Below are 24,380 nucleotides of genomic sequence, written 5' to 3'. Positions count from 1 at the left end.
CGGTTCTTTAATTTGAAGATTAAAGGAGTAGAATAATGCTAAGTAGAAAAAAGATGGGAATGTTTTTAAGTCTTGTGGTGTTATTGGGCATGTTATCTCTACATGCAGATGTAGTAAAAGCTTTTAATACCAATGATCGTACATTGGAAAATCAAGCTGGGTTATTTTTAATTGAATTCATTGCCAATGATCTTCAAACGAATGAGGGTACGGGTTGGTCCCAAGATACCAGGATTAGCAAAATAGTAAAACTGCATGATGAAACGGAGAATGTGATTGGATTAACTTTTGAACTTGCTACATTAGGTAATCTAAATAATGGATACGTAACCATCTATCTTGGAGATGAAGATGAGTATGTCATTCATGAATTTTCATATACCGAAAGACCATTATATTATGAAAATGTCGGAGAAGATTTTGATAAGGTTTATTACACGGATGGGCTTGAATACTTTGTATCCAAAAATAACCGCTACTTCGAATATGAAGCTGTAGAAGTGGAAAAGGAAAGAATAAAGGAGAAATTCTCACAGATTAAGGTAGAAAAAGAAAAGAGTAGAGAGAATGAAAGTGGCAATGAAAAGAAACTAATAAAAGAAAAGGTAAAGAAGTTTAAGTTTGATATTGATGAATGGATGTTAGGATACAAAGGGCAATTGTCTTCTGCAGATGGTTCTTATGCGGGTATTACAGCTCCTTATGATTATGTAACAGATAGATATGGGACGGGATGGAGCCTGAAAAGTTCAAAATACGTCAGTTATGTCCCCGCATTATTGCAAAGCAATTTTACAGGTGGACCTGATAACTGCACGATAACATCTTTAACAGCAGTGTTTAAGCATTATCAAAGTGTTGGGTATTCTCGTATTCCTTCCAACGTAACTACCATCTATAACGATGTGAGAACCATTGCACTTAAGCACGGATATAAAGATTCTGGAGGAACACCTCCTACGAAAATTTCAACCATAGCTAAAGAGGTTTGGGCGAAATATGGTTATACAAGTGGTAATAGCAGTTCGTTATATGTATGGTCATGGTCGGACTTCAAGCGAGAAAGTGATAATAATCGCCCATATTTAATCAATATGGCGAATGGTTACTATAAAAATCATACGGTGACGGCAATAGGTTATTTATCCTATGGTAAAAGTGGTAGATCTGATGTAAATTTAATACAAGTTAGGGATAACTGGACAACTTCAACTAGATATATAGACAAAAATGCATTCTCATGCTGTGGAAGTATTACCAGAATATATCCATAATAAAATGATTTAATGAAATTCATTTTCTATTAAAAGGATGGATATGATGGATGCCTTTTTAAGTTTATTTATTGTAGTTAGTCTAACCATTTTAGTATCTTATTTCATTTATTTTGTTGGGAAGAAAAAGTATCCGAAAATAAGCTTATATGTTCCCGCAATAACGTCTGCAATAGGGATTCTATTCCTCTATGTTAAACTGAAACTAAATCTATATGCCCAAGCACTTTCTGGAATATATGACATTTTAGGTATTATTTTTTTATCTGTGGTGTTCGTTATTTCCATTATAATGGCGCTTGTATTGGATTTTAGTAACAAATGGAGAAGTAATGCGTGATATAGCTTTAAAACCCAAGCCATTTTTGTGGCTTGGGTTTTTTAGATTTGGTGGACTGCAGCAGATCAATTTAGAATGAAAGGATTACGGTAAAATACTGCAAATCAATCTATCACTCTATCAAGCAACTTTAATAACTATTAAAAGCAAATACCTTCCACTCTCCGTCTTCGTTAACCATGGCAAGTTCTGCGGTCTCTCTTCTTCCATTGGAAAATTCAAAATTGGCGTATACTACCTTCATACCTTCTTCCATTTCTTCTTCATCCGTAATTTCATATTCAATCAAGTCACCGTCGGTTCGGTGAGTAAAGTTTCTCATGCTTTGTACGATCCATCTTTCATCTCCCATCAATTGTGAGAGCATGTAATCTATCCCATCCTGTGACCATAATGCTTCCGCGCTTTCATATTCTCCGGTTTGTGTAAGGATAATAAACTCTTCTGCTACATCTGAGGGTGTGTTTTTTCCAGGAATAAATGAAAGAACTAAAAGAGCAATTAACACTATTCCAATAATAGTTATATTTTGTTTTTTCTTAAGTAATCCTTGAAAAGTAGATAGGATTGGCGACTTTGGACTAACATAATAGTCTACTGTCTTATTAGATTCACTTTTCTGTTCTAGTAATCCCACTCCACAATTCCCGCAATATTTTTGTCCTTCTGAGAATGGATGATTGCAATTTGTACAATGATTTAGCGACAATTTCTACACTCCTTGATTAATAATCTTAGCAGCCTCTGATGAATGTTGAACGAATTAGGTTCCTCAACTGCATAACCCAATCATAGGTTATATAGTAATAAATATCCATATAAACTCACTACTTTTTTACTACTTGAGTTCTACATTTGAAGGGCAATCAAGTTTTTGTTCTCTTTCGTGCGTGCCAATGTTACCCCATGAAAAGCTTACTTAAGTGCGTGTATTCAACCTTTCAGGTTCCATATGGATCCCTAATTCAATTATGTAAAATTGTTTTACAAACATATCCCCTCAAATCCAAAGACATATTTCCTTCTTATCCCAAAAGGTGCCTTGTTGGCGGTGTTGTTGTCATTATTCGACATCGATAATTGGTTTAAAAAGGGGCTGTGACCAATTGGATGAGAAGGTTGTTATAAAAGTTTTTGGAAGAGTTCTTAAGCGTCACAGGGATTTGTTAGATGTAGGTCAGGAGCAGATGGAGGAGGATGCAGATATTGGCCAGAAGTCGTTGACAAGGTTTGAAAATGGGAAAAGAGTTCCTAATTTTATGACGATGTATAAGTTAAGGACTGGTGCTCAATTAAGTATTGATAAGTTAATTGATGAAACGCATAAGGAATTGATGGAGTCTGGTTTCTATGAGAATCCAGAAAAACATGGAGATGAAAATAACTAGTTTTCAGCGTTTGAATGTAGATTTACATATTACATAAGGGTATCCACCCTTTAAGGAGATGACATATGGAGATAGTTAATGATTATATGATTAATAAGAGTACAATAGCCATTGAGCCTCATGTACATCCTCAGTATCAGACGAAGATTATTGATATGGAGGGAGTCTACTATTCAAGTGAACGACCTGCTGAGATATTGGGCAGGAGTTGTGTGAAATATGGTGCCACTTTTGATGGCAGACGTGATGCTGCCACTAAGTTGACCAACTTCATTCAAAAAACTCCTGTGCTTATCTCGGAGGTGTATGGCATCATCGCCCTCCCCACCCACTCCCCTGATCATTCACAATGTGCATGAATCATGTATCACCAAATTAAAGAGGTCATCCATACGAAACATACTTCTTGTTACCTCAAATTCCATAACTACACAGAAATGCAAGTTTCAGTATCTTCTCAAACAATGAGGCAGCAGATTCATAAAGCTGCTGTTATCTATTCTATCTTTTGTACTGAGCAGAAGATTAGTTATAGTTTTATTACGGATGGGAGAAGGCGTCCGGTTCGGTAAGATAGCGTTATTATTATAAAAGGTCTAGGAAATTTTCACTCGACCCTTTGCTTATACTGAGGAAGCAGAGGTCCGTCCCTAAGCTTTTTAGTGTAAGCACCTCTACGAAGACGCTTAAAGGAAAGACGTCTCTTCTTAAATATGACATATCAAGATTTGGCCGAGAAAACTGGCATCAGCAAATCTTCTATACAGGTGTATGAAACGGGACGCATTAAAAATATTTCATATGATAAGATTTTTGCCATATCAGAAGCATTAGAGGTAAAACCTGAATATTTTACTGATTTGACTAAAGATTATACTGGAGAATCTGCTTTTGAAGTGAAAGTGATTAAAAAGGAGGATAGATCGCAACATTTAGATCATATTAAAGAATTCGAGGAAAGAGCGATCAGATATATAACCCCAAACTTAATTTCACAGGGATATAATATAGAACGGCACAGTCATGGCTCTGTAGGAGATATTGTTGCAACTAAAGGGAAGGAAATATGGCATATTGATTTCTTTTATACGAGAGATGTAAGTAAGTATCCAACTGGAATGGGGATGGGAAGGCAACAGCTTCTACTAAGGTTTGGAAGGCTTGCTGTTTACAATAAACCGATTACAAAATATTCGATAGTTATGGATAGACGTGTACTAGCTGAGCAATATATTCAATTTAAACCCATTCATTTAGACATTGAGGCGAGTATCATTATTTTACGAGGAACTGATTATGAGGAATTACATTTCTAGGAAAAAATAAGCAACACAAATAAGCCCGCCAAGTCATTACTCAGCGGGCCTTCAAGTTTAATTACATTTTTCCCTCCAGAACATCAGCAATTCTTTTACTTGCATATCCGTCACCATAAGGGTTACTTGCTTTACTCATTTTTTCATATTCTTCATTATCTTCAAGGAGTAATTTAAAATTCTTATAGATGTTTTCTTCATCTGTGCCTACTAATTTTAATGTTCCAGCAGCTATACCTTCTGGTCGCTCAGTAGTATCACGCATAACTAGAACTGGCTTACCTAGGCTCGGTGCTTCTTCTTGAATTCCACCACTATCTGTAAGTATTAAATATGACCTCGAGAGAAAATTGTGAAAATCTAACACTTCTAATGGCTCAATTATTCTTACTCTATCATTATTTCCTAGTATTTCATTAGCAGCTTCTCTGACAATCGGATTCATATGGATTGGATACACTGCTTTTATATCTGGATATTCATCCACAATTCTTTTAATTGCTTTAAACATATTCCGCATCGGCTCACCGAGATTTTCTCTTCTATGAGCAGTAATCATAATGAGTTTACTATCCGATGCCCATTCAATTTGATCATGAGAATAATCTTCTCTAACTGTAGTATTAAGTGCATCAATAGCCGTATTACCTGTAACATAAATAGATGAGGGAGCTTTGCCCTCTTTTAATAGGTTCTCCTTGGACATTTCGGTTGGAGAAAAATTATACTTTGATACTATTCCTACCGCTTGACGATTGAATTCTTCAGGATAAGGAGAGTGGATGTTATAAGTTCTTAGTCCTGCTTCAACATGTCCAATAGGAATTTGCAAGTAAAAACAAGCTAAAGATGTAACGAAGGTTGTAGAGGTATCGCCATGAACTAAAACTACATCCGGCTTAACTTCTTCAAGCACTGATTTCATTTTTTCTAAAATATTAATTGTTACATCAAATAGCGTCTGCTTTTCTTTCATTACTGATAAATTATAATCCGGAACAACGTTAAATGCGTCTAGAACTTGGGTTAACATTTCTCTATGCTGACCCGTTACACAAACAATAGTATCTAACTTCTCTCTTGTTTTCAATTCTTTTACCAAAGGACACATTTTAATAGCCTCTGGTCTTGTCCCAAAAACTACCATTACCTTTTTCATTCTTATCAACCAACTTTTCCTTTATTATTCACTCACAAACAAATCGGCTAGCAAACTACTAATCCCTACTAAATAAATCCCTAGTATATACCTTATCCTCTACTTCACGTAAATCATCAGATAATCGATTCGCAACAATTACATCTGATACTTTCTTAAATTCTTCGAAGTCATTAATTACTCTAGAATTATAGAATTTATCCTCTTGCAGCGCTGGCTCATACACAACGACTTCAATTCCCTTTGCTTTTATACGTTTCATAACTCCTTGAATAGCAGATTGTCTAAAATTATCTGAATCCATTTTCATTGTGAGTCGATAGATTCCAACAACCTTAGGACTTCTCTTAATAATCATATCAGCAATGTGATCTTTTCTTGTTCTATTTGCATCTACTATTGCTGCCATAATATTATTTGGTACGTCCTCATAGTTTGCTAGTAATTGCTTCGTATCTTTAGGGAGACAGTAGCCTCCGTAACCAAAAGAAGGATTATTATAATGATTACCTATTCGTGGATCTAGACCAACACCATCTATAATTTGTTTGGTATTTAAACCTCTAATTTCTGCATAAGAATCTAGCTCATTAAAGAATGAAACTCTCATTGCTAGATAAGTATTTGCAAATAATTTAATAGCTTCAGCTTCTGTTGAATTCGTATATAACACGTCAATATTTTCTTTAACTGCTCCCTCTACTAACAAATCAGCAAATACTTTGGCTCTTTCAGACTGTTCACCAACAACAATTCTTGAAGGATACAAGTTATCATATAATGCGTTACCTTCTCTTAAAAACTCTGGTGAAAAAATAATATTTTCTGTCTCAAACTTTTCTCGAACTGCTTCTGTATAACCTACTGGAACTGTAGATTTAATTACCATCACTGCATCTGGGTTGATAGACAATACGTTAGCGATAACAGCCTCCACAGTTCTAGTATTAAAGTAATTTCTTTCCGGATCATAATTGGTAGGTGTAGAGATAATTACATATTCAGCATCCTTAAATGCTTTATAATTGTCCGTTGTTGCAGTTAAGTTCAGATTTTTTGTTGCTAAGAATTCTTCAATCTCATTATCTATTATTGGAGACTTTTTATTATTTATCATATCTACTTTTTCTTGCAAAATATCTATTGCAACAACCTCATTGTGTTGAGCTAACAAAATTGCATTAGATAACCCTACATAACCGATACCAGCAATTGTAATATTCAAAAGTAACACTTCCTAAATAAATAATTATAATTTTTGATCACTTCACCTTTGCAGGTATCCCCACAGCGGTTCTATTTGCAGGTACATCGTTGGTCACAACTGCATTTGCACCAATTTTAGCACCTTCTCCTATAACTATTGCACCCAATATCTTTGCTCCAGCTCCTATAAAAACGTTATCTTCTATTCTAGGAGCTTCTCCATTATCTTTTATAGTGCCAATTGTAACTTGATGATATATCGTTACATTATTTCCAATGATAGCTTTAGAGCTAATAATAACACCTTTCCCACCGTGCGGCAGTTTAAGGTTCTCCCCGATTTTGGTTGGATAATGTATTTCTGAGTTATTAAAACCCTGAACAATCAATAAATCTAATAATTTATAAAAGCTAATTAATATAGGATAAACCAATGGGTAGCGAAGATTACTATAAATATAATTACCCAATCTATAAATACCGATGCTCAAAATTCCATAACCAGAAATTTTCCATTTTTCTTTTAAAAATTTTATTGAGAATATTTTCATTGAATTAACCTCTTTGCAAGAACTGATTCGATATTAGATTTAGTGGTAATAAACATGACTAGTATTGATCATGCTTCACTATTAATAATGTTCTTAATTTTTTCTATTTCTTTATTAACTGTATTATTATTATGAAACTTATCTGGTAAGTTTTTAATATTATGTAGCTCTAAAACAGAATTATAGTTATTATCATATCCGAATTGGGAATTAGGAATAAAAACAACATTCGGGAATTCATTTAACATTTCTCTACAAATTGGTATATCAGAGGTTATACAAGGCATTCCATAAGTGGCTATTTCACATACCATAACACCTTGAGAATCCAATCTTGTTGGCATTAAAGCGCATTTATATTTGTTTAATAGAGCAGGAATATCTTTTTGCTCAATGAAACTTTTAATTACTTTCACATTGTCAGGAATTGCGTGATAATCAAAATAACTACCTTCTCCGTAAATATGAAAAGTATAATTAGAATTGCTTTCTGCAAATTTTACAATTAGGTCGATACCGTATTTAGGTTGATCTAATGGCCTTATAGAAACAAAGTCAGCTAAGTAATTGTTTTCATCAAATTGGTATTTTTCACTTATAAAAGCTTCATTAGCAGCATTAAATATTATTTCTGAATTGTTTTCTACCTTATCCTGGTATGTTTCAATATTTTTAAGGAAGTGTTCCTTCATCCAAGAGCTTACAAAGAAAAATTTAACTTTGTTTTGTTCAAAAAGGTTATTAAATAGCTTAGAAAGAGTTCTTAGTTTATATTTATCATAAATTGATTGCATGCTTTTCTTGAAGAAACTTCTGTTATATTTATAGTTTTCTGGATAATAATTATTTAATGGTAATACTTCATGCCCATGAATTACAAAAATAATTTTTCTGAACAACTTAGAGTTTTTATTAATGAATTTTACATGATTTTTCACATTAGGAGCATGAGAAATTAATAGATGATAATCTTTTTCAGATTTCTCAAAATCATTTAAAGACATTACATTTATTCCTTCATAAGAATAATTAACTTTTGATTTGAAACTTAGAACACTTACATTAAAATGCTTTTTATAAATTAGATTTCGACTGTGAACATAAGACATAGCGTACTTATTATTTAAACTTGGATAATCTTCACTCAGTACTAAAATATTAATTACCCTCACCTCTTTAACCTTGATTGTTACAGATAGTCATACACCAAACTAAACTCCCAATATTATTGTCTAATCAATTTGAACAGTAGCAGGAATTGAAGTACTACAAGTAGTGTTGAGAGCTGGATAATATCAAAAAACGTTACAAATAAAGCATAAAAGTATAAATTTATTACTATAGCTATTAATATTTTTGATTTCTTGATAAACCGCAAATAATTTTGTCCTATAAACAAGCGCAATATATATAGAAATAAAAAAGTAGTACCAACACCAATTGAGGCTCCTATAGAATTTAAATTGTTAATCAGTATAAGTAATAAAAACAATTGAAAAATCAGTATAGAAAAGGAGATTCTAAAGTGAATATAGCTTTTTTTACATAGATTTATGCCTATAGATACGGTTTCAGATAAAGTATAAAATACAGGCATTAAAACTAACATTGGAATAAGAGAGGTTGATTCTTCAAAATTCTCCCCTAACAACACCGAAAAAGCCTCTTTGAAATTTATTAACACAATCGCAACTATGACCATAAATACAGTTAATAAATTATTAATTGAGTTGAACTTATCTTTATAACCGTCTGTTTGGTAAACAGAATAAGCATAGGGTACCCAAAAGGAATTAAACGCAGATTGAATAATATTTAGTGATAATGCAATTTGTAAGGCAGAAGTATATATACCTAACTCATGATCTGTAATAAATAAACTTAATAACATTTTATCAATATTTAGTACAATAGTTATTAGTACAGTTGACACCATTAAAGGTACTCCAAATTTTAGAAGGGATCCAATTTTTACAGAATTTTCCAACTCAACAAATTTACTTTGTGTGTTAATTAATCGAAATAAAAAAATTAAACCCAATATAGATGGAATAAAAAATCCTATAATTGAACTATAAATTAGATACAAATGCACCGCAGAAAATAAAGATATAAACATTACTATCAGTGTTAGTTCAGTAAACCTTTGGCCAATATATAGTAAGGAAAACATATAACCTTTTTGTTCCATCCTTACAATAACCAAAATATACCTGAATATATTTTGGGCAAACAGGAAAAAAATTAATAAATATGCATATTGATATTCACCTTTAAAGTAATGATTAATTGAATCTTTATTAATTAATATTATTAAACCAAATGTAATTATTGATAGTATAGTTAGTATACTGATTTTTTTTAGTAAAATTTTAGGATTCACTTTATCGTAAAACCTAGCATAGGATTGATCTAACCCCATGATTGAAATATTACTAAAAACCATCGCGATAGAAATAAAAAGCATACCCCTTCCATATTCTTCGGGGGTCATCACCCTGGTTAAAAATGGAATACTTATGAATGCTATAATGCCTGCTCCGAAACTACCAATAGAGAATGAAAAAAGTTTTTTTAAAAAATCCAGCATATTTAATACCTTTTCAACTTAAATTTTGTAATGATACTTAATATTTTTATGATAATATATCCAATAGCGAAGTAAAAAACACCATTGTATACTGAACCTCTTCCTATAATCACTAGCATAGTACCCGCCAATACAAATACAGGAAAATAAAATGTACTGTTACTAGATTTGATTTTAGTGAGCCATTTGTTAAAAAAGGTCAGTATTATTACTAAGATAATAGAGGTAGTTAAACCTACCATTCCAAAGTTTCCGAATAAATCTCCATAGAGGGTTGGGTGCATTGAATAAGAATTGTTATTAAAATTAGATATATACGCACTACCCATACTTATTGTAAAATCTGGAGGTTTTAGTCCAAAAGTATAACTAGTAGGAAAAGGCATTAATAGAATTCTTAAATAAGTATGACCTTCTAGGAAATTTGGAAAGTTATTATTATGCTCTATGAAAAAATAGAATGCATTTTTCAAAGACAGTTCCCCATCACCCGATAAAAGCATAGACATTACTTCTGAATTCAACTCACCCAACGACCTCATTTCTAACATATCCCCAAAACCACCATATATTCTAATAAGTCTTAAGAAATATACTATATACACCGTTAACATCCCAAATATTGCTAAATAAAAAACAGAAGTTAATTTCACTTTTTTGTTATATAAGAAGGGATATATGCTAGATATTAGTAAGGGTAAGATAGTTATTCTATTACCAGTAGTTAAGGAGTATGTTAGGATAATTCCTAAAACTAAAAGATACATCTTTTTAGAATTTTCATAAAAAATCAAGCCAACACCTGCAGTTGCAAAAAACAAATATAAGGAGATTTTAAAAGGATTTAATAATCCTAATTCTCTATTTACATTGATGTATTCTCCCCAGGAAACACCAAAAACCTTGCCGAAAAATATATAGTTTGATATATATAAGATTAATACACTAACAATAAATGTACCGAATAGAAGTTGAACTAGTTTTCTATTTCCACCCTTATTTTTGTACTCATCTTCTACTAATTCAATATTCTGGTTTTTTGATAAGATTGACCTGGTTATTATATATAAAAAATTGAAGAGTATAACGAATAAGGAAGCAGTATTTAGTGTTTGAATAGTATAACCACTTGAACGAAATAAAACTTCAAGAAAATGAGGTACTCCGAATAAAATAAGAAGTGCCCCCCATAAGAAAATCAAAATTGATTTCATCTTGTATTCATATAATATGATTAATACGATTAAAACCAGCTGTAAAATTCCAAGTGTACTGCTCATCTTTTACTCCTTATCTTGTAGATTCTGCCTTCTCCCAAAACGGCTTTGCCTTTCCAGTCAATATATTATAGACTCCTACCCATTGCGCAAGTACGGTTACACAGTAGTAATAAACTAAAGTCAAATACTTATTATTCGATTTTGTAATTGCTCTTACTAGTGCCAAAAGATAAAACAGCACCTGACCTGCAAAAGTTATAATATAAAGCAAGGACGCTTGTATTAGTAAAGCATTAGTTATAAATACTAATAAATGAGAAATCCATAATAAATATCTACATGTTCTGTGCCCAAAATAAAAATATGAAAACCATTTATACTTAAATATGTTTAGTATTCTCAAATCAGGTAATATATGTTTAAGAATAATACGGTTCATCCTTACTTTACGCCCGAATTCATCCTCTATAACTTCTCCAGCTTTCTCATAAGCGATAGCATCATGATTTGCAATTGCCCTTTTACCTTGGAGTGCATATAACGGTGGCATTGCACTATCATGACATTGAATTGGATCAAAGTCATAGTAATCCCTCGTCCTACAAGCATATAAAGCCCCATTACCCGCAGTTATTGACTGTATTCTACCTTCAATCTCACGGGTAGCTAGATCACTATCCCAATAACTTGCTTCAGCATTACTCACATCACTAGATGCATGATTTACGATAGATAATCTTCCTGATACGTAAGCAATATCATCTGAAGTAAAAGAGGACATAAGTTCTTTAACAGAGTCTTTATCCATTATTGAATTAGCATCAGTCATGACTAAATACTCAGTTGTTACCGTTTTTTGCGCTTCATTCTGAGCATTTGTTTTTCCTTTTCTTGCTTTAACCTCATAAAGTCGTATATTCAGGTTTTGATGTTCTTTTATAAATTGCTTTACGATATTATTTGTTTTATCAGTACTATTATCTGAAGCAATTAAGAATTCAATTTTATCTCGAGGATAGTCTAACTCTATAATGTTATTTAACTTTTCTAGTATTACTTTTTCTTCATTGTGGGCAACTACCATTACAGTTACTGTAGGTTGATGATTATAATCTTTATTAAGCCTTCGATTCTTTAATAATTTCCCAATAAACTTCAACGATACTGGATAACCAACCATTGCCCATACTATAATAAATCCACTTATATAAAATAAAATTTTATATAATAATTCCATTTGATTTCTCCCTTATACTTTTAGTAGTCTAACTTTTTTGCTGGTACTCCGACATAGACACCAGGCTCATCTATGTCCTTAACCACAACCGAACCAGCACCTACTTTGCATCCGTTAGTGATGTTTATATTATTACTAACTAAACTGCCGATACCTAACCAAGACCCTTTTCCAACTTTGACAGCACCTGCTAAATGTGCTCCAGGTGAGATATGAACAAAATCTTCAATATTATTATCATGGTCAATTGTAGAGCTGGTATTAATAATGCAACTTTTTCCTATTTTAGAACAACAGTTAACTACTGCTCCTGCCATTACAGCTGTCCCATTCCCTATCTCGACTTGATTTCCGATTACCGCATCCGGGTGAATTAATACTGGAATACTAGCCCCAAATGTTTCAAGCATCTCATGAATTTTCTGTCTCGTAGCATTATTACCAATACCAACAAATATATCGTACTCATCTATATGCGTAAAAACATCGTCTGAAGTCCCAATGACCTTTAAACCCATAGACGATTTAATGCTTTTGTCATCATCTAAAAATTTAACGTTCTGCCATTTATTCATTTTCAATGCAATGTCTGCAACAACTTTCCCGTGGCCGCTAGCACCAATTATTAAAAGTTTGTTTTTCATATTTCCATTCTTTCCTTTTTGTTTCCCTTAAAGGGCTGAATCGTAGCAGCAGTTTCTGAATTAATTCCCTCTCTGACAAAAACCTTTTTTATGGTTAAAAAAATTATCTTCCAATCTTCAATGAATCTTACATTGTCCACATACTCGACATCGAGATTAAATTTATCTTCCCAACTAATCGCATTTCTACCACTAACCTGCGCCAAACCTGATAGCCCAGGTCTGACTTCATGACGTCGTTTTTGATGATTGTTATATAACGGTAAATACTGCACCAATAATGGTCTAGGGCCAATAATAGACATATCACCCTTCAAAATATTAAAAAGCTCCGGTAGTTCATCAAGTGATGTAGAACGTAATAACCTACCAAACTTTGTTAGCCTAACACTATCTGGCAGTAACTCCCCTTTATCATTTCTTTCATCCGTCATAGTCCTAAACTTATACATCATAAAAATCTCTTCATTAAGCCCAGGTCTCTTTTGCTTGAAAAGAACAGGGCTACCTAATTTAATTCTCACAAGAATTGCAACTATAAGAAGTATCGGACTAAGAACAATAATCGCAATTAATGATAAGATGAAATCCATCGGTCTTTTTATAAATCTCCTATATATACCATCTTTGGAGTTATTCATTACTTAAACCACAACCCTTTAATAGTTTTAACGATTCTTTCTAAGTCCTCATCCGTCATCTTCGTATCAGACGGCAAACAAACACCATTCTCAAACAGTTTCTCCGAATCACCTTCACCAACAAAGTCATATTTCTCAAAGAATGGTTGCATATGCATTGGTTTCCATACTGGTCTTGACTCGATGTTTTCAGTTTCCAATGCTTCAAATATATCAATAGGCCTTACTTTACCAGACAATGTTATCGAGCTTAACCAATAATTCGGTTCATTCCATTCATTGCTAGGCATGAATTCAATACCCTCAAGCCCACCAAGTTCTTTTTTATAGAACTCAAAAATAGAATTCTTCTTCGCAACTCTCTGATCCAAAACCTTGAGCTGTCCTCTACCAATCCCAGCAACAACATTACTCATCCTATAATTAAATCCTAATTCACTATGTTGATAATGTCTTGCTTGATCTCTTGATTGAGTAGCCCAAAATCTCGCCTTAGCAATTCTCTCTTCATTATTAGAAACAAGCATCCCTCCACCAGAAGTAGTTATTATCTTATTTCCATTAAAAGAGAAGATGCCATAATCTCCAAAAGTCCCTGTATGCTTACCTCTATAGTAAGTACCTAAAGACTCAGCAGCATCTTCTATTACCGCAACATTATGTTTCTTGCAAATTTCCATTATCTTATCCATATCAGCAGATAAGCCATATAAATGAACGACAATAACTGCCTTTACTTCAGGATATTTCTTAAACGCTTCTTCCAAAGCTTTCGGACTCATATTCCATGTTTCATAATCACTATCGATAAAAACAGGAATCGCATTTTGATAGATGATTGGATTTGCCGTTGCCGAGAAAGTAAGCGTTGGACAAAAAACAATATCCCCTTCTCCAACTCCTGCTGCTTTAAGAGCTAAATGAATAGCAGCTGTTCCAGAAGAAAGTGCAGCTGCAGCTTTAGAACCAACCTTCTCCGCTAATTCTCTTTCAAACCCATTAACGTTTTCACCAAGGGGTGCAATCCAGTTAGTATCAAAAGCTTCCTGTACATATTGCATTTCATAACCCTCATCACTCATATGTGGTGAAGAGAGGAATATTCTTTCTTTCACTCTTGTCGACTCCATCTTCTAGACTTCCTTCCCATGATAAGTTATTATTTTAGTAGATTAGGACTTATTTAGAAGATCTCCCTTCTAACCAACTACTAAACCTCCAAAATTGTTATCTACTACTGATAGTCACCTCGTAGTATCTATTTAATCCAGCAAACAAATACAAAAGAAATATCCTCTGCATAAACCACCTTTTCTGTGTTTCTTCCTATTTATATATCCCATTCAATCAAGAGAGCACATCTCCCTAATCTCCACGATGTCTTTTCTATACTCTCCCTAATTCTTTTACATAAACGGAACCTCTCCATCATCTTCCGTTTGGTCTACTTCATCATGCTCACTGCAATCAACTTCCCCATCAACATAATTATAAGTTCCTCCTACTGGACAAACATAATTACCATGTTCTAGTAAAAAAGAAACAAATTCTACATCACTATGCTCCTTACCTACCAGCACCAATTCTTGATGATAGTTCTTTGTTAACTCTGAAGTATTAACATCACATACCTCAACCTCAGCCTTCCTAATATGCCCAAGTACCGAAGGTAACTACAATACCTGCCAATATCCCTAAGATCACCACAACAGCTAATATTTCTACTAACGTTAAACCTTCATTTCTCCTCACCATGTATTTACACCAACCCTATGATGTATTTATACACAAAAAAATAAAGGGGCATTTAACCCCACCTCACACCACACCACTGATAACTCCTCGTATCTAAGGTGGAGATCACTCCCCACCCACAGTGCAACCGAGTGCCCCCAATGATAAAGGTAAGGAGACATCACCTTGTTATTACTTCTTCTACTTAAACACTAGTTTTCGCTTTTTCTACTAGTAGTTCCATATACTCGATAATCTGCTCTCGTAAATCCTCTCTCTCTAAGGCAAAATCCAACTGGGCCTTAATAAATCCAAACTTATCTCCAACATCATGGCGTACTCCACTAAACTCATAAGCTACGACCATTTGTTTTTCATTTAATTCTTTAATCGCATCTGTTAATTGAATCTCTCCACCAGCACCAGGGGCTTGTGTTTCGAGTATGTCAAAAATCTCAGGTCTAAGTATGTATCTTCCCATTATGGCATGGTTAGATGGGGCATCTTCCATTTTTGGTTTTTCTACTAAGCTGTCAATATGGAAGCAATGCTCGGCGATCTCTCCAGCTTTCTTGGAGATGACACCATACTTGGATACATCCTCCATCGGCACCTGTTGGACACCTAAAACGGAAGAGTTATATCGTTCGTACACTTCGATCAACTGCTTCAAGCATGGTTTCTCTGGTGAGTATACAATGTCGTCCCCAAGTAGTACCGCAAATGGCTCGTCTCCGATAAAACGTTTCGCACACCCGATTGCATGTCCCAAGCCAAGCGGTTCCTTTTGTCGGATATAATGGATATTTGCTAGCTTCGAAATCGCTTGAATCTCTTCCAACTGCTCAAATTTGCCCTTCTTTTCCAACGTTTCTTCTAACTCATAGGATTTATCGAAATGATCTTCAATTGCACGCTTGCCGCGACCACTTACAATGATGATATCTTCTATTCCAGAAGCAACTGCTTCTTCAATGATGAACTGGATGGTCGGTTTATCCACGATTGGCAGCATTTCTTTTGGCTGTGCTTTGGTTGCAGGAAGGAATCTTGTCCCTAGTCCTGCTGCTGGAATAATGGCTTTTCGTACCTTTTGCATGTCGATTTCCTCCTTTTATATAGAAACTGTTTGTTTGAATAAGTGTTGCAACTCTTCTTCTCTGTTGTTCGCGACTGAAAGAAGATAGGTCCTCATTTCAGTCTCACTCATCGTTTCGAAGTTTCTCAAGAAGTAAGCTAATATTTCTTGATCTTTTAACGGCGCCTTCCCAATGTGGATTTTCGGGAAAACATCCGCTTTATGAATTTCATTTTCGTTCAGTAATTCTTCGTACATCTTTTCTCCAGGCCTAATGCCGGAGTACTTGATTCCAATCTCATCGATGGAGTAGCCGGAAAGAGTGATTAAGTTTTTCGCAAGGTCGACAATCTTTACCGGATCTCCCATATCCAATACAAAGACCTCTCCACCGCGAGCTAAGGTGCCGGCTTGGATAACTAATCTCGATGCCTCTGGTATGGTCATGAAATAACGAGTCATATCTGGATGTGTCACGGTTACCGGACCGCCAGCCTGAATCTGCTTTTTAAATAGAGGAATAACACTTCCTCTGCTTCCAAGTACGTTCCCAAAGCGAACAGCCACAAATTTCGTCTTGCTTTCCTGTGCCAGCTGCTGGACCACCATTTCTGCAAAACGCTTAGTGGATCCCATGATGTTGGTCGGGTTTACTGCTTTGTCGGAAGAAACGAGCACAAATGTATTAACTCCGAAGGTATCCGCCGCTTCTGCAACATTTTGAGACCCGAAGATGTTGTTTTTCACTGCTTCTTCCGGGTTGCGTTCCATTAATGGGACATGCTTATGAGCTGCCGCATGATAAACAACATCTGGCTTGTATTTTTCCATGATTGAGAAAATCTTACTTCTATCTTGTATATCTGCAATTTCAGTATAGATGTTTATAGTTGTATCGTATGTTGTACGCAACTCCAACTCAATGGAGTAGATGCTGTTTTCTCCGTGACCGAGTAGGATTAGGTTTTTCGGAGTGAAATTAGATATCTGACGACAGATTTCCGATCCGATGGACCCACCTGCTCCTGTTACGAGAACTGTTTTCCCCGTGATAGATTCCGAGATACTTGCCATATCAAGTTTTACCGGATCTCTTCCTAGTAAGTCTTCTACTTCTACATCCCGGAACTCATTGACAGAAACTTTACCTGACATTAGGTCTTCTAGCATCGGGATAATCTTTGTTTTTGCATCTGTTTTTACGCATTCTTGGTAGATGGTGTTGATTTCTTTTTTTCCTAGGGATGGGATAGCTATGATGATGTTGTCAATTTCCATTGCTTCTACAACAGATTCAATATCACTGACTTCACCATTAACCGGTACGCCTAAAATTTGTAGCTTTTGTTTTTTCGGGTCATCGTCGACAAATGCCACCGGAATTAGCTCCGCATCTCTGTTTTGAAGGAGTTGTCGGGCTACCATTGTTCCTGCTGCACCTGCACCGACGATGAGGGTGCGTTTTTTATTTTTGTTTTTCTTATTATAGAAGTCTCGGTATACACGCCAAGAAAAGCGGGATCCACCGATTAGAATCATATGTAGCATCCAGGTAATGATGAGTGCACGAACGTATACATTGCCGATAACTAGAAGTTGCACAAAACCTGCTACCGTAACGGAGTAGGTCACAGCTTTTGTAATCCCCATTAACTCTCCAATACTCGCATATTCCCATGCCTTATGATAAAGCTTGTATGTATAAGCAAATAGGTGATGCCAAATGACTAAGGTTAACGAGCTTAGAAGCAACGTTTTGGAGCTGAAAATATTAAGATCGGGTATCAACATCCAGAAACTCACATAGATGGATGATAGGACAATTAATGAATCAACAATAATTAGTAAGGATAACCTCTTTTTGTACGTCATAGGTGGAACCCTCCTTTTCTTTTGAATTTATTATTATAATTATAGTAATATAGTCATGGTTCATTTCCGAAAAATAGGAGGATGAAGAATCCTCTTATTTTCCGCCATAATAGTAGTAATACGAATTGTCACTTTTCTTTTTCATATTTAATACGACGCCAAGCAATTTAGCTTTTGCAGATTCCAATAGGTCTTTTGCTTTCACGGCACTTTCTTGGTCTGTGGATCCGCTTGCTACTACAAGAACTGTTCCGTCGCATTGATTTGCTAGTATTTGAGCATCTGTTACCGCAAGTACAGGAGGGGTATCGATTACAACCAGATCGTAACTTTGGTATGCGGCAGCAAGCAGATCGTCCATCGCACGGGAACTAAGAAGTTCAGCCGGATTAGGAGGAATCGGGCCACTTGTCAGAATATCAAGGTTATCAATACGAGTTGGCTGAATTGTCTCACTTAGGAACGTTTGCCTTGTCAATACCGTCGTCAAGCCTCTGAAATTATCCTGTTGGAAAGTGTAATGTGCAGTTGGTTTACGCATGTCTGCATCAATAAACAATACTTTTTTTCCTTGCTGCGCATTCACTACCGCTAGGTTACTTGCCGTTGTGGATTTCCCTTCTGCTGGACCAGTGGAGGTAATCATGATGGAACGTAATTCCTGGTCTACCGCGGAAAATTGGATATTTGTTCGGATTGTTCTATATTGCTCAGATATCGGAGACTTTGGCAGCTTGTCTGATATCAAGTGTCTGCTAGTGGTTGCTTTTGTCGTTTTCTTTAGTTTTTTTCTAAGAGCCAACTGTCTCACCTCTTGTTCTTGCTTTTAATTGGTTCCTTTGCATTGCTTCTTGGATGTCTTTGTCTTCAATAACGGTGATAGAGCCAAGGACAGGTAGGTTTAATAGTTTTTCTACATCTTGTTCGTTCTTTACTGTGTTATCCAGGAACTCTAATAAGAATGCTAGTCCCACACCTGCCATCAATCCTATTACGAAGGCAATTGCCATGTTAAGTATAGGTTGGGGCTTGATTGGGGAAGGATTTTCACCTATTTGAGCAGGTGATAAGATCGTCACATTGTCTACATTCATCAGATCCATCACTTTGCTTTGGAACACTTCAGCCGTAGTATTGGCAATCTTTGCTGCCATGACTGGGTCTGGATGTTCCACTGTAATCTTAAGTATTTGAGAAGTCCCTTCTGGACCTACTGATATGATAGAGTTGAGGGATGATGCCGTTTCTTCCCCACCTAATTCCGTACTTACTGTATCAAGAATGGCTGGGCTTTTAATGATGACATTATACGTACTGATGATTTCCACATTGGAACGGATTTGGTTTACATCTACCGTACCTTGTTCATTTTTAGATTGATTGACTAATAGCTGCGTAGAAGATTGATAGATTGGAGTTAATAAGAAATAGCTCACTACTCCACTGACTGTTGTTAATACGACGGTTAAGAGTACGATGAGCCATAAACGTTTTTTTATTGTTTGGAATATTTCTTTTAGACTGATTGTTTCTTCCATGTGAGCCTCCGTTTTTATAGTTAAATTACTTTTCTACATATTTCTTCAATTTATTTCACATAGACACTATTATAGTTCAGTTTTTCTGGCATATCTACATATTAATTGTAATTTCTTTGTAATAAAAGAGGAAAATATTAAGAAATCCCAATAAAATTAATGAAATTTTTTTCAATTATATCGGAATTTGTCGAATGTATGAGGATGTTTGTCGAACAACAAATAATTTTTATGGGGGTGCATATATTGAATTATATGCCGGGGACAACTTAGGGGAGATGACAATGCGCAGGAGAAGAAAAAACCATATACTTGTTCCAATTATCGGATTAGGGTTGTTTATTTTTTTATTATATATACTATTGTCTGCTTTCTTCTTAGATGAGGAAAGAAAAGCAAAGAATATCGTGGCCAATTTTTACGACTATGAGAGTACGGCGAATTACGGAAGGTCTTGGGAGTTGTTACATTCATCGATGCAAGCAAGGTTTGCCAGAGGGGCCTACGCGCAAGATCGGGCACATGTCTTCAATGGGCACTTTGGTGCAGATACTTTTTCATATGACGTTGGCGAACCGATTGAGCTTTCGGATTGGAGGTTCGAGAAGGATGGGGAAGCTTTTGATACTGCGTATAAGTTTGAAGTGAGGCAGGAGTATCATGGGAAGTATGGACATTTTTTATTTGTGCAGTATGTATATGTGGTTCAGGAAGAAGATGAGTGGAGGATTGTGTGGGACTATAAAGAGTAAACCCCATATATAAAAAGAGGGACAGCCTTGTGAACTGTCCCCGTTGTATGAAACAAAGAGATTATTGCTCGTCGTTCTCCATGTCCTCTTCCATTTCATCCATCTCTTCTTCCATTTCATTACCTTCTTCTTCCATTTCCTCTTCCATGTTGTTCTCATCTTCCATTTCAGGATCTGCAGGTTCTTCCATTGGTGGCTCTTCTTCTGGCGGAGGAACATCCTGATTGTTTGCTGCACATCCTGTAATTAGCATCGCTGCTAAAGCAGTACCAGTTAATTTTAATAACCATTTGCTGTTCATATAAACCTTCTCCTTTCATAAATGGAATTTCAAGACCTATTTAATTCAAGTTGCTTGGTCCCTTTTTATATTCCCCATTTTTCGAGAAAGCTTGCATGACTTTTGCAAATTTCTTCAAATTACTGCTTTGGTCCTAGCGCAAACATCATTTCCAGTTCGCAGACAAGCTGTCCATCTACCGTTGCAGTACCTTTTCCTTTGCCGATACTGCCGCGTACACGGGTCATTTCCACTTCCAGTCTAAGCTGGTCCCCAGGCACTACTTGTTTTTTGAATCTGCAGTTGTCGATACCTGTGAAGAAAGCAAGACGCCCTTTGTTTTCTTCTTTTTTCAGCATGGCTACAGCTCCGACTTGGGCCAAGGCCTCTACGATTAATACACCAGGCATAACTGGGAACTCAGGAAAGTGCCCGTTGAAGAACTCTTCATTGGCTGTTACGTTTTTGATGCCGATTGCGCGTTGGCCCTCTTCCATTTCAATGATTCTGTCGACTAAAAGGAACGGGTATCTATGTGGAATGATTTCTTTGATTTGGTTAATATCAAGCATGTTTTAAGACCTCCTACTAATAGTTACTTACAATTATAAAGGAAGGCATAAAAAATAGGAAGTCCTATGTAAGGCTTCCTTATTCTTTGTTGACCAGATCAAATATATGCTGCCAGGTTTCCTTTTCAAGGACATCCATTGGATCTCCTCCTCCAAGCACTCCATAGCCTACCATCGCTCCAGCGACAACAGCTACTGCCATTGCTGCGATGAGGATTAGAATTCGCAACCAGATCGGAATAAGACGGATACGCCATTTTAATTTTTCTGGGCGTTCCTGTTCCTCTGATGCTGCTATTTCCTCTTGATGTTTTGCTTTATTTTTCTGAGCTTTGCGCAACTCTTCCCTAGTTAAGCTCTTTTTTGATTCTTTTTGCTCCATTGCGCAACCTCCTCTTTGCCTGTATTCATTATGATTTCAACCCGTTCACAAGACCCATCATTTGGTCACCGAATTGAACGGACCGAGCATTAAATTGGTAAGAACGCTGCATGAGCGTCATTTCTGTCATTTCTGATGCGAGGTCCACGTTGGACTGCTCGAGCATTCCTTGTCTGATGCTGATGTTTTGTCGGTCCGCACCTTGGATGGCTCCCACAACATCTTGTGGGTTAGCAACATCCGCAGGCGGTAGCGCAAATAAGGAACCCGGTCTTGCCTGTAGCATTTGCGGACGGATGACTTGGGCCATTCCCAGTTCTCTCGCAACTGCTTGTCCGTTCGTTAACTCTGCTAAGATAACCCCTTCAGGTTGAAGCTTAACTTCTTTCACATTTTCAGGCAAGACAATTGGTTGCTCGCTGCTATCCAGCACAGGATGACCTTCTGCTGTTACGAGCATCACTTCTGTGTTGTTGATCGGTGATAAATAGAATACACCATTTCTTGTGAATTGGGTACTTGTTGCTCCGTTCTCCGTTACCTGCACTGTGAAGAATTGGTCTTCTTTAGCTAGGGCAAAGTCCAGCATACGGTCGGTTGTTTTTAAAGAACCTTGTGAGAGGTTAAGTTTTGTTTGCGCAAGCCCTGCTCCAGATGAAAGACGGACTCCCGTCGGTGTATTTCTTATTGTTTCATATTGGTTCAGTGTCTGGTTGTTGGTTTGTTGAACCAATAGCTCTTGAAAGCTTGATTGGCGATTTTTGTAGCCGACCGTGTCTACATTGGCGATATTATGGCCGATTGTGTCCAGCTGCTTTTGAAGCTGGTTCATGGTGTTGGTTGCGTTCAGCATAATTCTGTTCATTTAGGTTCCTCCTTTCTGGATGTGTTAGTTGATTCGTCCGATCTCGTTGGCTGCTTTTTGCATACTCATGTCGTAAGCTTGGATGACTTTTTGGTTTGCTTCGAATGCTCGGAAGGCAGCGGTCATGTCTGCCATTGTCTGGGCGGTGTCGACGTTTGAACGTTCGATATGGCCTTGTAGGATCTGGAAAGCAGTTCCTGGTATGTTCGTGGTATTCGGTAAGGCTTCGCCATTATTCAGTCTGTATAGACCGTTATTATCTCGTGTGAGGCCATTGGCGTTTGGTGCAAGGGCGATGCCGATCCTAGAGTTGATAATACCATTTTCCAGAATGGTGCCGTCTTGTTGTAGTTGGAACGTGTCGGATTGGAGTTGAATTCTTTGGTTGTTTTCGTCTAGGACGAATAAGCCATTGTTTGTTGTTAGATATCCTTGCTGGTCGATGGCAAAGTTACCGTTTCTTGTGTATCTTGGTGTGCCGTCCTGGTTTTCGACTGTGAAGAAGATGGATGCTCCTTCAGGTAGTGTTTGATTTAGGATGGCAAGGTCTGTTTGGTTGCCAGTTGGACGCAGGTCGCCTTGGGTGTGTTTTGGTGCTGTTTCCTGGAGGTAAACTCCTGTATGTAAAGCTCCGATGGTTTGGTTCTGGTTGAATGAAATAGGTTTGGTTGTCGGGATGCTTGCCTGCTCCATTTTTTTGAGCAGTAGTTCAGGGAATGCTCTTAGGGATGATTGGTCTGTTTTGTAGCCTGGTGTGTTGGCGTTGGATAGGTTATTTGATAGCATTTCCATTCTGCGTTGTTGAGAGAGCATTCCTGCTGTTGCTGTGTGGAATCCACGTAACATGATAGGGTTCACCTCTTGGTTTTGATAACGTACATATTTGTCTAATTTCTATTATAGTATAAATTTTGAATTGTCGATATATGTAATTTTGTGAATGTTTGGGGGAAAGGAAATAAGCGCCTTGGTTTAGGCGCTTATTTGTGTGTATTTTTGAAGTTGTTGGTTATGGTAGTTACGTTTTTTGATTAGGGATTGTTTTAGGGTTTCGTCTAGGCAGTCTTGTATGAGGATCTCGTGATAGCTTGCTCTGATTGTGTGCCACTTTATGATTAGGTTTTGGATCAATTTGGGACACCTCCGAATTGTAGGGTTGTGTTATGTATATACCCTTCGTGAGGTGTTTATAACTTTTTAGGGGTTGGCATAGGCATTTGAGGTTAAAGGACTAGGTTTTTGGGGCTTAAGAGGGGTTCAGAGCCCTTTGGGGTGTTGGTTTGACTTTTGTTTAGAAGAGATAAGAGCTTAGGGGCGGGGTCAGACCCCCGCGAGGGGGATTTTGTTATTTTTTGGGTTCTTTTTTGGGGGTCAGACCCCCAAAGGTTTTTTCTTTTTCGTTTTGTTGTTTGTTAATTGTTGTTGTTGGTTGTGTTTTTGGTTGTTTGGGTTTGTTTTTGTTGGTGTTGCATTTTTTTTAGGAGTTTGGCGTTTTCGGTTTTTAGTTTGCTGTTTTCGATTTTTAGTTCTTTGATTTGGGCTTGTAGGTCTTCGGTTGTTTGGGTGGTTTGTGTTTGGGTTTCAGCTTGGGCGTCCGTTTGTTTGGAGTCGTTGGAGCAGGCTGATAGTGTTAGGATGAGGGCTGATAGCAGTAGTAGGTTGGTTAGTTTTTTTGTCATGATTTGTGTTCTCCTTTTTTATGGAGCGGGGAACGTGTTGGTGTTCCCCGCCTTGGTTTTGG

At 36.4% G+C, this 24,380-nt stretch carries 27 protein-coding genes and 2 pseudogenes; 6 read left to right on the top strand and 23 right to left on the bottom strand.

Annotation, left to right across the window (positions count from 1 at the left end; genetic code table 11):
* Nucleotides 1-35: 35 nt before the first annotated feature.
* Both HC179_RS21030 and HC179_RS14180 read left to right on the top strand, forming a co-directional pair.
* Nucleotides 36-1,274 carry a C39 family peptidase gene (locus HC179_RS21030; protein ID WP_240948535.1) on the top strand — a complete coding sequence of 413 codons (1,239 nt, stop codon included), beginning with the start codon at nt 36-38 and terminating at the stop codon, nt 1,272-1,274.
* Nucleotides 1,275-1,317: 43 nt separating this feature from the next.
* Nucleotides 1,318-1,614, top strand: a complete 297-nt coding sequence (locus HC179_RS14180; RefSeq protein ID WP_168864888.1) for a hypothetical protein — start codon at nt 1,318-1,320, stop codon at nt 1,612-1,614.
* A gap of 130 nt (nt 1,615-1,744) precedes the next feature.
* On the opposite strand, the gene HC179_RS14175 is transcribed toward HC179_RS14180, so the two are convergent.
* Complete coding sequence (locus HC179_RS14175; protein ID WP_168864887.1) at nt 1,745-2,323, bottom strand: DUF4878 domain-containing protein; 579 nt, start codon at nt 2,321-2,323, stop codon at nt 1,745-1,747.
* A 397-nt stretch (nt 2,324-2,720) separates the two neighbouring features.
* On the opposite strand from HC179_RS14175, the gene HC179_RS14170 reads away from it, so the two are divergent.
* The 3 genes and pseudogenes from HC179_RS14170 to HC179_RS14155 all read left to right on the top strand — a co-directional run.
* Entirely contained in the window at nt 2,721-3,002 is a 282-nt protein-coding gene (locus HC179_RS14170; protein ID WP_168864886.1) for a helix-turn-helix domain-containing protein, read from the top strand.
* Nucleotides 3,003-3,067: 65 nt separating this feature from the next.
* Nucleotides 3,068-3,574, top strand: a pseudogene (locus HC179_RS21025) (competence protein ComK).
* 114 nt (nt 3,575-3,688) lie between these two features.
* Nucleotides 3,689-4,318, top strand: a pseudogene (locus HC179_RS14155) (helix-turn-helix domain-containing protein); the annotation flags it as partial.
* Nucleotides 4,319-4,379: 61 nt separating this feature from the next.
* Here HC179_RS14155 and wecB read toward each other — a convergent pair.
* The 16 genes from wecB to HC179_RS14080 all read right to left on the bottom strand — a co-directional run bounded on the left by wecB (nt 4,380) and on the right by HC179_RS14080 (nt 19,788).
* Nucleotides 4,380-5,477 carry a non-hydrolyzing UDP-N-acetylglucosamine 2-epimerase gene (gene wecB, locus HC179_RS14150; RefSeq protein ID WP_168864882.1) on the bottom strand — a complete coding sequence of 366 codons (1,098 nt, stop codon included), beginning with the start codon at nt 5,475-5,477 and terminating at the stop codon, nt 4,380-4,382.
* A 58-nt stretch (nt 5,478-5,535) separates the two neighbouring features.
* On the bottom strand, nt 5,536-6,702 hold the full coding sequence (locus HC179_RS14145) for a nucleotide sugar dehydrogenase (RefSeq protein ID WP_168864881.1): 1,167 nt from the start codon (nt 6,700-6,702) through the stop codon (nt 5,536-5,538).
* A 37-nt stretch (nt 6,703-6,739) separates the two neighbouring features.
* Entirely contained in the window at nt 6,740-7,234 is a 495-nt protein-coding gene (locus tag HC179_RS14140; protein WP_168864880.1) for a serine O-acetyltransferase, read from the bottom strand.
* Nucleotides 7,235-7,302: 68 nt separating this feature from the next.
* Nucleotides 7,303-8,238, bottom strand: coding sequence for a glycosyltransferase (locus tag HC179_RS14135; RefSeq protein ID WP_168864879.1), 936 nt, complete (start codon nt 8,236-8,238; stop codon nt 7,303-7,305).
* A 221-nt stretch (nt 8,239-8,459) separates the two neighbouring features.
* Complete coding sequence (locus tag HC179_RS14130; protein WP_168864878.1) at nt 8,460-9,824, bottom strand: lipopolysaccharide biosynthesis protein; 1,365 nt, start codon at nt 9,822-9,824, stop codon at nt 8,460-8,462.
* Nucleotides 9,825-9,826: 2 nt separating this feature from the next.
* Nucleotides 9,827-11,104: an O-antigen polymerase gene (locus HC179_RS14125; RefSeq protein ID WP_168864877.1), complete on the bottom strand. Its 1,278-nt coding sequence runs from the start codon at nt 11,102-11,104 to the stop codon at nt 9,827-9,829.
* Between the two features lie 10 nt (nt 11,105-11,114).
* The gene (locus tag HC179_RS14120; RefSeq protein ID WP_168864876.1) at nt 11,115-12,281 is read right to left on the bottom strand and encodes a glycosyltransferase family 2 protein; all 1,167 of its coding nucleotides are present in this window, start codon (nt 12,279-12,281) and stop codon (nt 11,115-11,117) included.
* Nucleotides 12,282-12,301: 20 nt separating this feature from the next.
* Nucleotides 12,302-12,925 carry an acetyltransferase gene (locus tag HC179_RS14115; protein ID WP_168864875.1) on the bottom strand — a complete coding sequence of 208 codons (624 nt, stop codon included), beginning with the start codon at nt 12,923-12,925 and terminating at the stop codon, nt 12,302-12,304.
* Nucleotides 12,922-13,566, bottom strand: coding sequence for a sugar transferase (locus HC179_RS14110; protein ID WP_205825333.1), 645 nt, complete (start codon nt 13,564-13,566; stop codon nt 12,922-12,924). The genes HC179_RS14115 and HC179_RS14110 overlap by 4 nt, the downstream gene beginning before the upstream one ends.
* Nucleotides 13,566-14,681 carry an aminotransferase class I/II-fold pyridoxal phosphate-dependent enzyme gene (locus tag HC179_RS14105; protein WP_168864874.1) on the bottom strand — a complete coding sequence of 372 codons (1,116 nt, stop codon included), beginning with the start codon at nt 14,679-14,681 and terminating at the stop codon, nt 13,566-13,568. The genes HC179_RS14110 and HC179_RS14105 overlap by 1 nt, the downstream gene beginning before the upstream one ends.
* Before the next feature lie 291 nt (nt 14,682-14,972).
* Nucleotides 14,973-15,146, bottom strand: a complete 174-nt coding sequence (locus HC179_RS20910; RefSeq protein WP_205825331.1) for a hypothetical protein — start codon at nt 15,144-15,146, stop codon at nt 14,973-14,975.
* Between the two features lie 67 nt (nt 15,147-15,213).
* The gene (locus tag HC179_RS20905; RefSeq protein WP_205825330.1) at nt 15,214-15,321 is read right to left on the bottom strand and encodes a prepilin-type N-terminal cleavage/methylation domain-containing protein; all 108 of its coding nucleotides are present in this window, start codon (nt 15,319-15,321) and stop codon (nt 15,214-15,216) included.
* A gap of 184 nt (nt 15,322-15,505) precedes the next feature.
* A complete protein-coding gene (gene galU / locus HC179_RS14095; RefSeq protein WP_168864873.1) occupies nt 15,506-16,399 on the bottom strand; it encodes a UTP--glucose-1-phosphate uridylyltransferase GalU in 894 nt (297 codons plus the stop codon).
* Between the two features lie 15 nt (nt 16,400-16,414).
* Complete coding sequence (locus HC179_RS14090; protein WP_168864872.1) at nt 16,415-18,250, bottom strand: polysaccharide biosynthesis protein; 1,836 nt, start codon at nt 18,248-18,250, stop codon at nt 16,415-16,417.
* 94 nt (nt 18,251-18,344) lie between these two features.
* Nucleotides 18,345-19,052, bottom strand: a complete 708-nt coding sequence (locus HC179_RS14085; RefSeq protein ID WP_205825329.1) for a CpsD/CapB family tyrosine-protein kinase — start codon at nt 19,050-19,052, stop codon at nt 18,345-18,347.
* Complete coding sequence (locus tag HC179_RS14080; protein WP_168864870.1) at nt 19,042-19,788, bottom strand: YveK family protein; 747 nt, start codon at nt 19,786-19,788, stop codon at nt 19,042-19,044. The genes HC179_RS14085 and HC179_RS14080 overlap by 11 nt, the downstream gene beginning before the upstream one ends.
* Before the next feature lie 284 nt (nt 19,789-20,072).
* Between HC179_RS14080 and HC179_RS14075 the strand changes: the two genes are divergently transcribed.
* The gene (locus HC179_RS14075) at nt 20,073-20,540 is read left to right on the top strand and encodes a hypothetical protein (RefSeq protein WP_168864869.1); all 468 of its coding nucleotides are present in this window, start codon (nt 20,073-20,075) and stop codon (nt 20,538-20,540) included.
* Nucleotides 20,541-20,601: 61 nt separating this feature from the next.
* Here the strand turns inward: HC179_RS14075 and HC179_RS14070 are convergent, their stop codons facing one another.
* The 6 genes from HC179_RS14070 to HC179_RS14045 form a co-directional block, all read right to left on the bottom strand.
* The gene (locus HC179_RS14070; RefSeq protein ID WP_168864868.1) at nt 20,602-20,841 is read right to left on the bottom strand and encodes a hypothetical protein; all 240 of its coding nucleotides are present in this window, start codon (nt 20,839-20,841) and stop codon (nt 20,602-20,604) included.
* A 119-nt stretch (nt 20,842-20,960) separates the two neighbouring features.
* On the bottom strand, nt 20,961-21,392 hold the full coding sequence (fabZ, locus tag HC179_RS14065; RefSeq protein ID WP_168864867.1) for a 3-hydroxyacyl-ACP dehydratase FabZ: 432 nt from the start codon (nt 21,390-21,392) through the stop codon (nt 20,961-20,963).
* Nucleotides 21,393-21,471: 79 nt separating this feature from the next.
* Nucleotides 21,472-21,774 carry a DNA-directed RNA polymerase subunit beta gene (locus HC179_RS14060; RefSeq protein WP_168864866.1) on the bottom strand — a complete coding sequence of 101 codons (303 nt, stop codon included), beginning with the start codon at nt 21,772-21,774 and terminating at the stop codon, nt 21,472-21,474.
* 28 nt (nt 21,775-21,802) lie between these two features.
* Complete coding sequence (locus tag HC179_RS14055) at nt 21,803-22,639, bottom strand: flagellar hook-basal body protein (RefSeq protein WP_168864865.1); 837 nt, start codon at nt 22,637-22,639, stop codon at nt 21,803-21,805.
* Between the two features lie 24 nt (nt 22,640-22,663).
* A complete protein-coding gene (locus HC179_RS14050) occupies nt 22,664-23,485 on the bottom strand; it encodes a flagellar hook-basal body protein (protein ID WP_168864864.1) in 822 nt (273 codons plus the stop codon).
* 566 nt (nt 23,486-24,051) lie between these two features.
* Nucleotides 24,052-24,318 carry a hypothetical protein gene (locus HC179_RS14045; RefSeq protein ID WP_168864863.1) on the bottom strand — a complete coding sequence of 89 codons (267 nt, stop codon included), beginning with the start codon at nt 24,316-24,318 and terminating at the stop codon, nt 24,052-24,054.
* Nucleotides 24,319-24,380: the final 62 nt, after the last annotated feature.

Source organism: Bacillus sp. RO1 (assembly GCF_012524115.1).
In the GTDB taxonomy this organism is placed as follows: domain Bacteria; phylum Bacillota; class Bacilli; order Bacillales; family Bacillaceae_I; genus Sutcliffiella_A.
This window is presented reverse-complemented; position numbering and strand designations above follow the sequence as displayed.

Coding starts and splice junctions, on each gene's coding strand:
- HC179_RS21030 (WP_240948535.1), top strand. CDS start 36: ATGCTAAGTAGAAAAAAGATGGGAATGTTTTTAAGTCTTGTGGTGTTA.
- HC179_RS14080 (WP_168864870.1), bottom strand. CDS start 19,788: ATGGAAGAAACAATCAGTCTAAAAGAAATATTCCAAACAATAAAAAAA.
- HC179_RS14050 (WP_168864864.1), bottom strand. CDS start 23,485: ATGTTACGTGGATTCCACACAGCAACAGCAGGAATGCTCTCTCAACAA.
- HC179_RS14060 (WP_168864866.1), bottom strand. CDS start 21,774: ATGGAGCAAAAAGAATCAAAAAAGAGCTTAACTAGGGAAGAGTTGCGC.
- HC179_RS20905 (WP_205825330.1), bottom strand. CDS start 15,321: ATGGTGAGGAGAAATGAAGGTTTAACGTTAGTAGAAATATTAGCTGTT.
- HC179_RS14110 (WP_205825333.1), bottom strand. CDS start 13,566: ATGAATAACTCCAAAGATGGTATATATAGGAGATTTATAAAAAGACCG.
- HC179_RS14075 (WP_168864869.1), top strand. CDS start 20,073: ATGCGCAGGAGAAGAAAAAACCATATACTTGTTCCAATTATCGGATTA.
- HC179_RS14115 (WP_168864875.1), bottom strand. CDS start 12,925: ATGAAAAACAAACTTTTAATAATTGGTGCTAGCGGCCACGGGAAAGTT.
- fabZ (WP_168864867.1), bottom strand. CDS start 21,392: ATGCTTGATATTAACCAAATCAAAGAAATCATTCCACATAGATACCCG.
- HC179_RS14130 (WP_168864878.1), bottom strand. CDS start 9,824: ATGCTGGATTTTTTAAAAAAACTTTTTTCATTCTCTATTGGTAGTTTC.
- HC179_RS14045 (WP_168864863.1), bottom strand. CDS start 24,318: ATGACAAAAAAACTAACCAACCTACTACTGCTATCAGCCCTCATCCTA.
- HC179_RS14055 (WP_168864865.1), bottom strand. CDS start 22,639: ATGAACAGAATTATGCTGAACGCAACCAACACCATGAACCAGCTTCAA.
- HC179_RS14120 (WP_168864876.1), bottom strand. CDS start 12,281: ATGGAATTATTATATAAAATTTTATTTTATATAAGTGGATTTATTATA.
- galU (WP_168864873.1), bottom strand. CDS start 16,399: ATGCAAAAGGTACGAAAAGCCATTATTCCAGCAGCAGGACTAGGGACA.
- HC179_RS14090 (WP_168864872.1), bottom strand. CDS start 18,250: ATGACGTACAAAAAGAGGTTATCCTTACTAATTATTGTTGATTCATTA.
- wecB (WP_168864882.1), bottom strand. CDS start 5,477: ATGAAAAAGGTAATGGTAGTTTTTGGGACAAGACCAGAGGCTATTAAA.
- HC179_RS14135 (WP_168864879.1), bottom strand. CDS start 8,238: ATGTCTTTAAATGATTTTGAGAAATCTGAAAAAGATTATCATCTATTA.
- HC179_RS14125 (WP_168864877.1), bottom strand. CDS start 11,104: ATGAGCAGTACACTTGGAATTTTACAGCTGGTTTTAATCGTATTAATC.
- HC179_RS14070 (WP_168864868.1), bottom strand. CDS start 20,841: ATGAACAGCAAATGGTTATTAAAATTAACTGGTACTGCTTTAGCAGCG.
- HC179_RS14140 (WP_168864880.1), bottom strand. CDS start 7,234: ATGAAAATATTCTCAATAAAATTTTTAAAAGAAAAATGGAAAATTTCT.
- HC179_RS14180 (WP_168864888.1), top strand. CDS start 1,318: ATGATGGATGCCTTTTTAAGTTTATTTATTGTAGTTAGTCTAACCATT.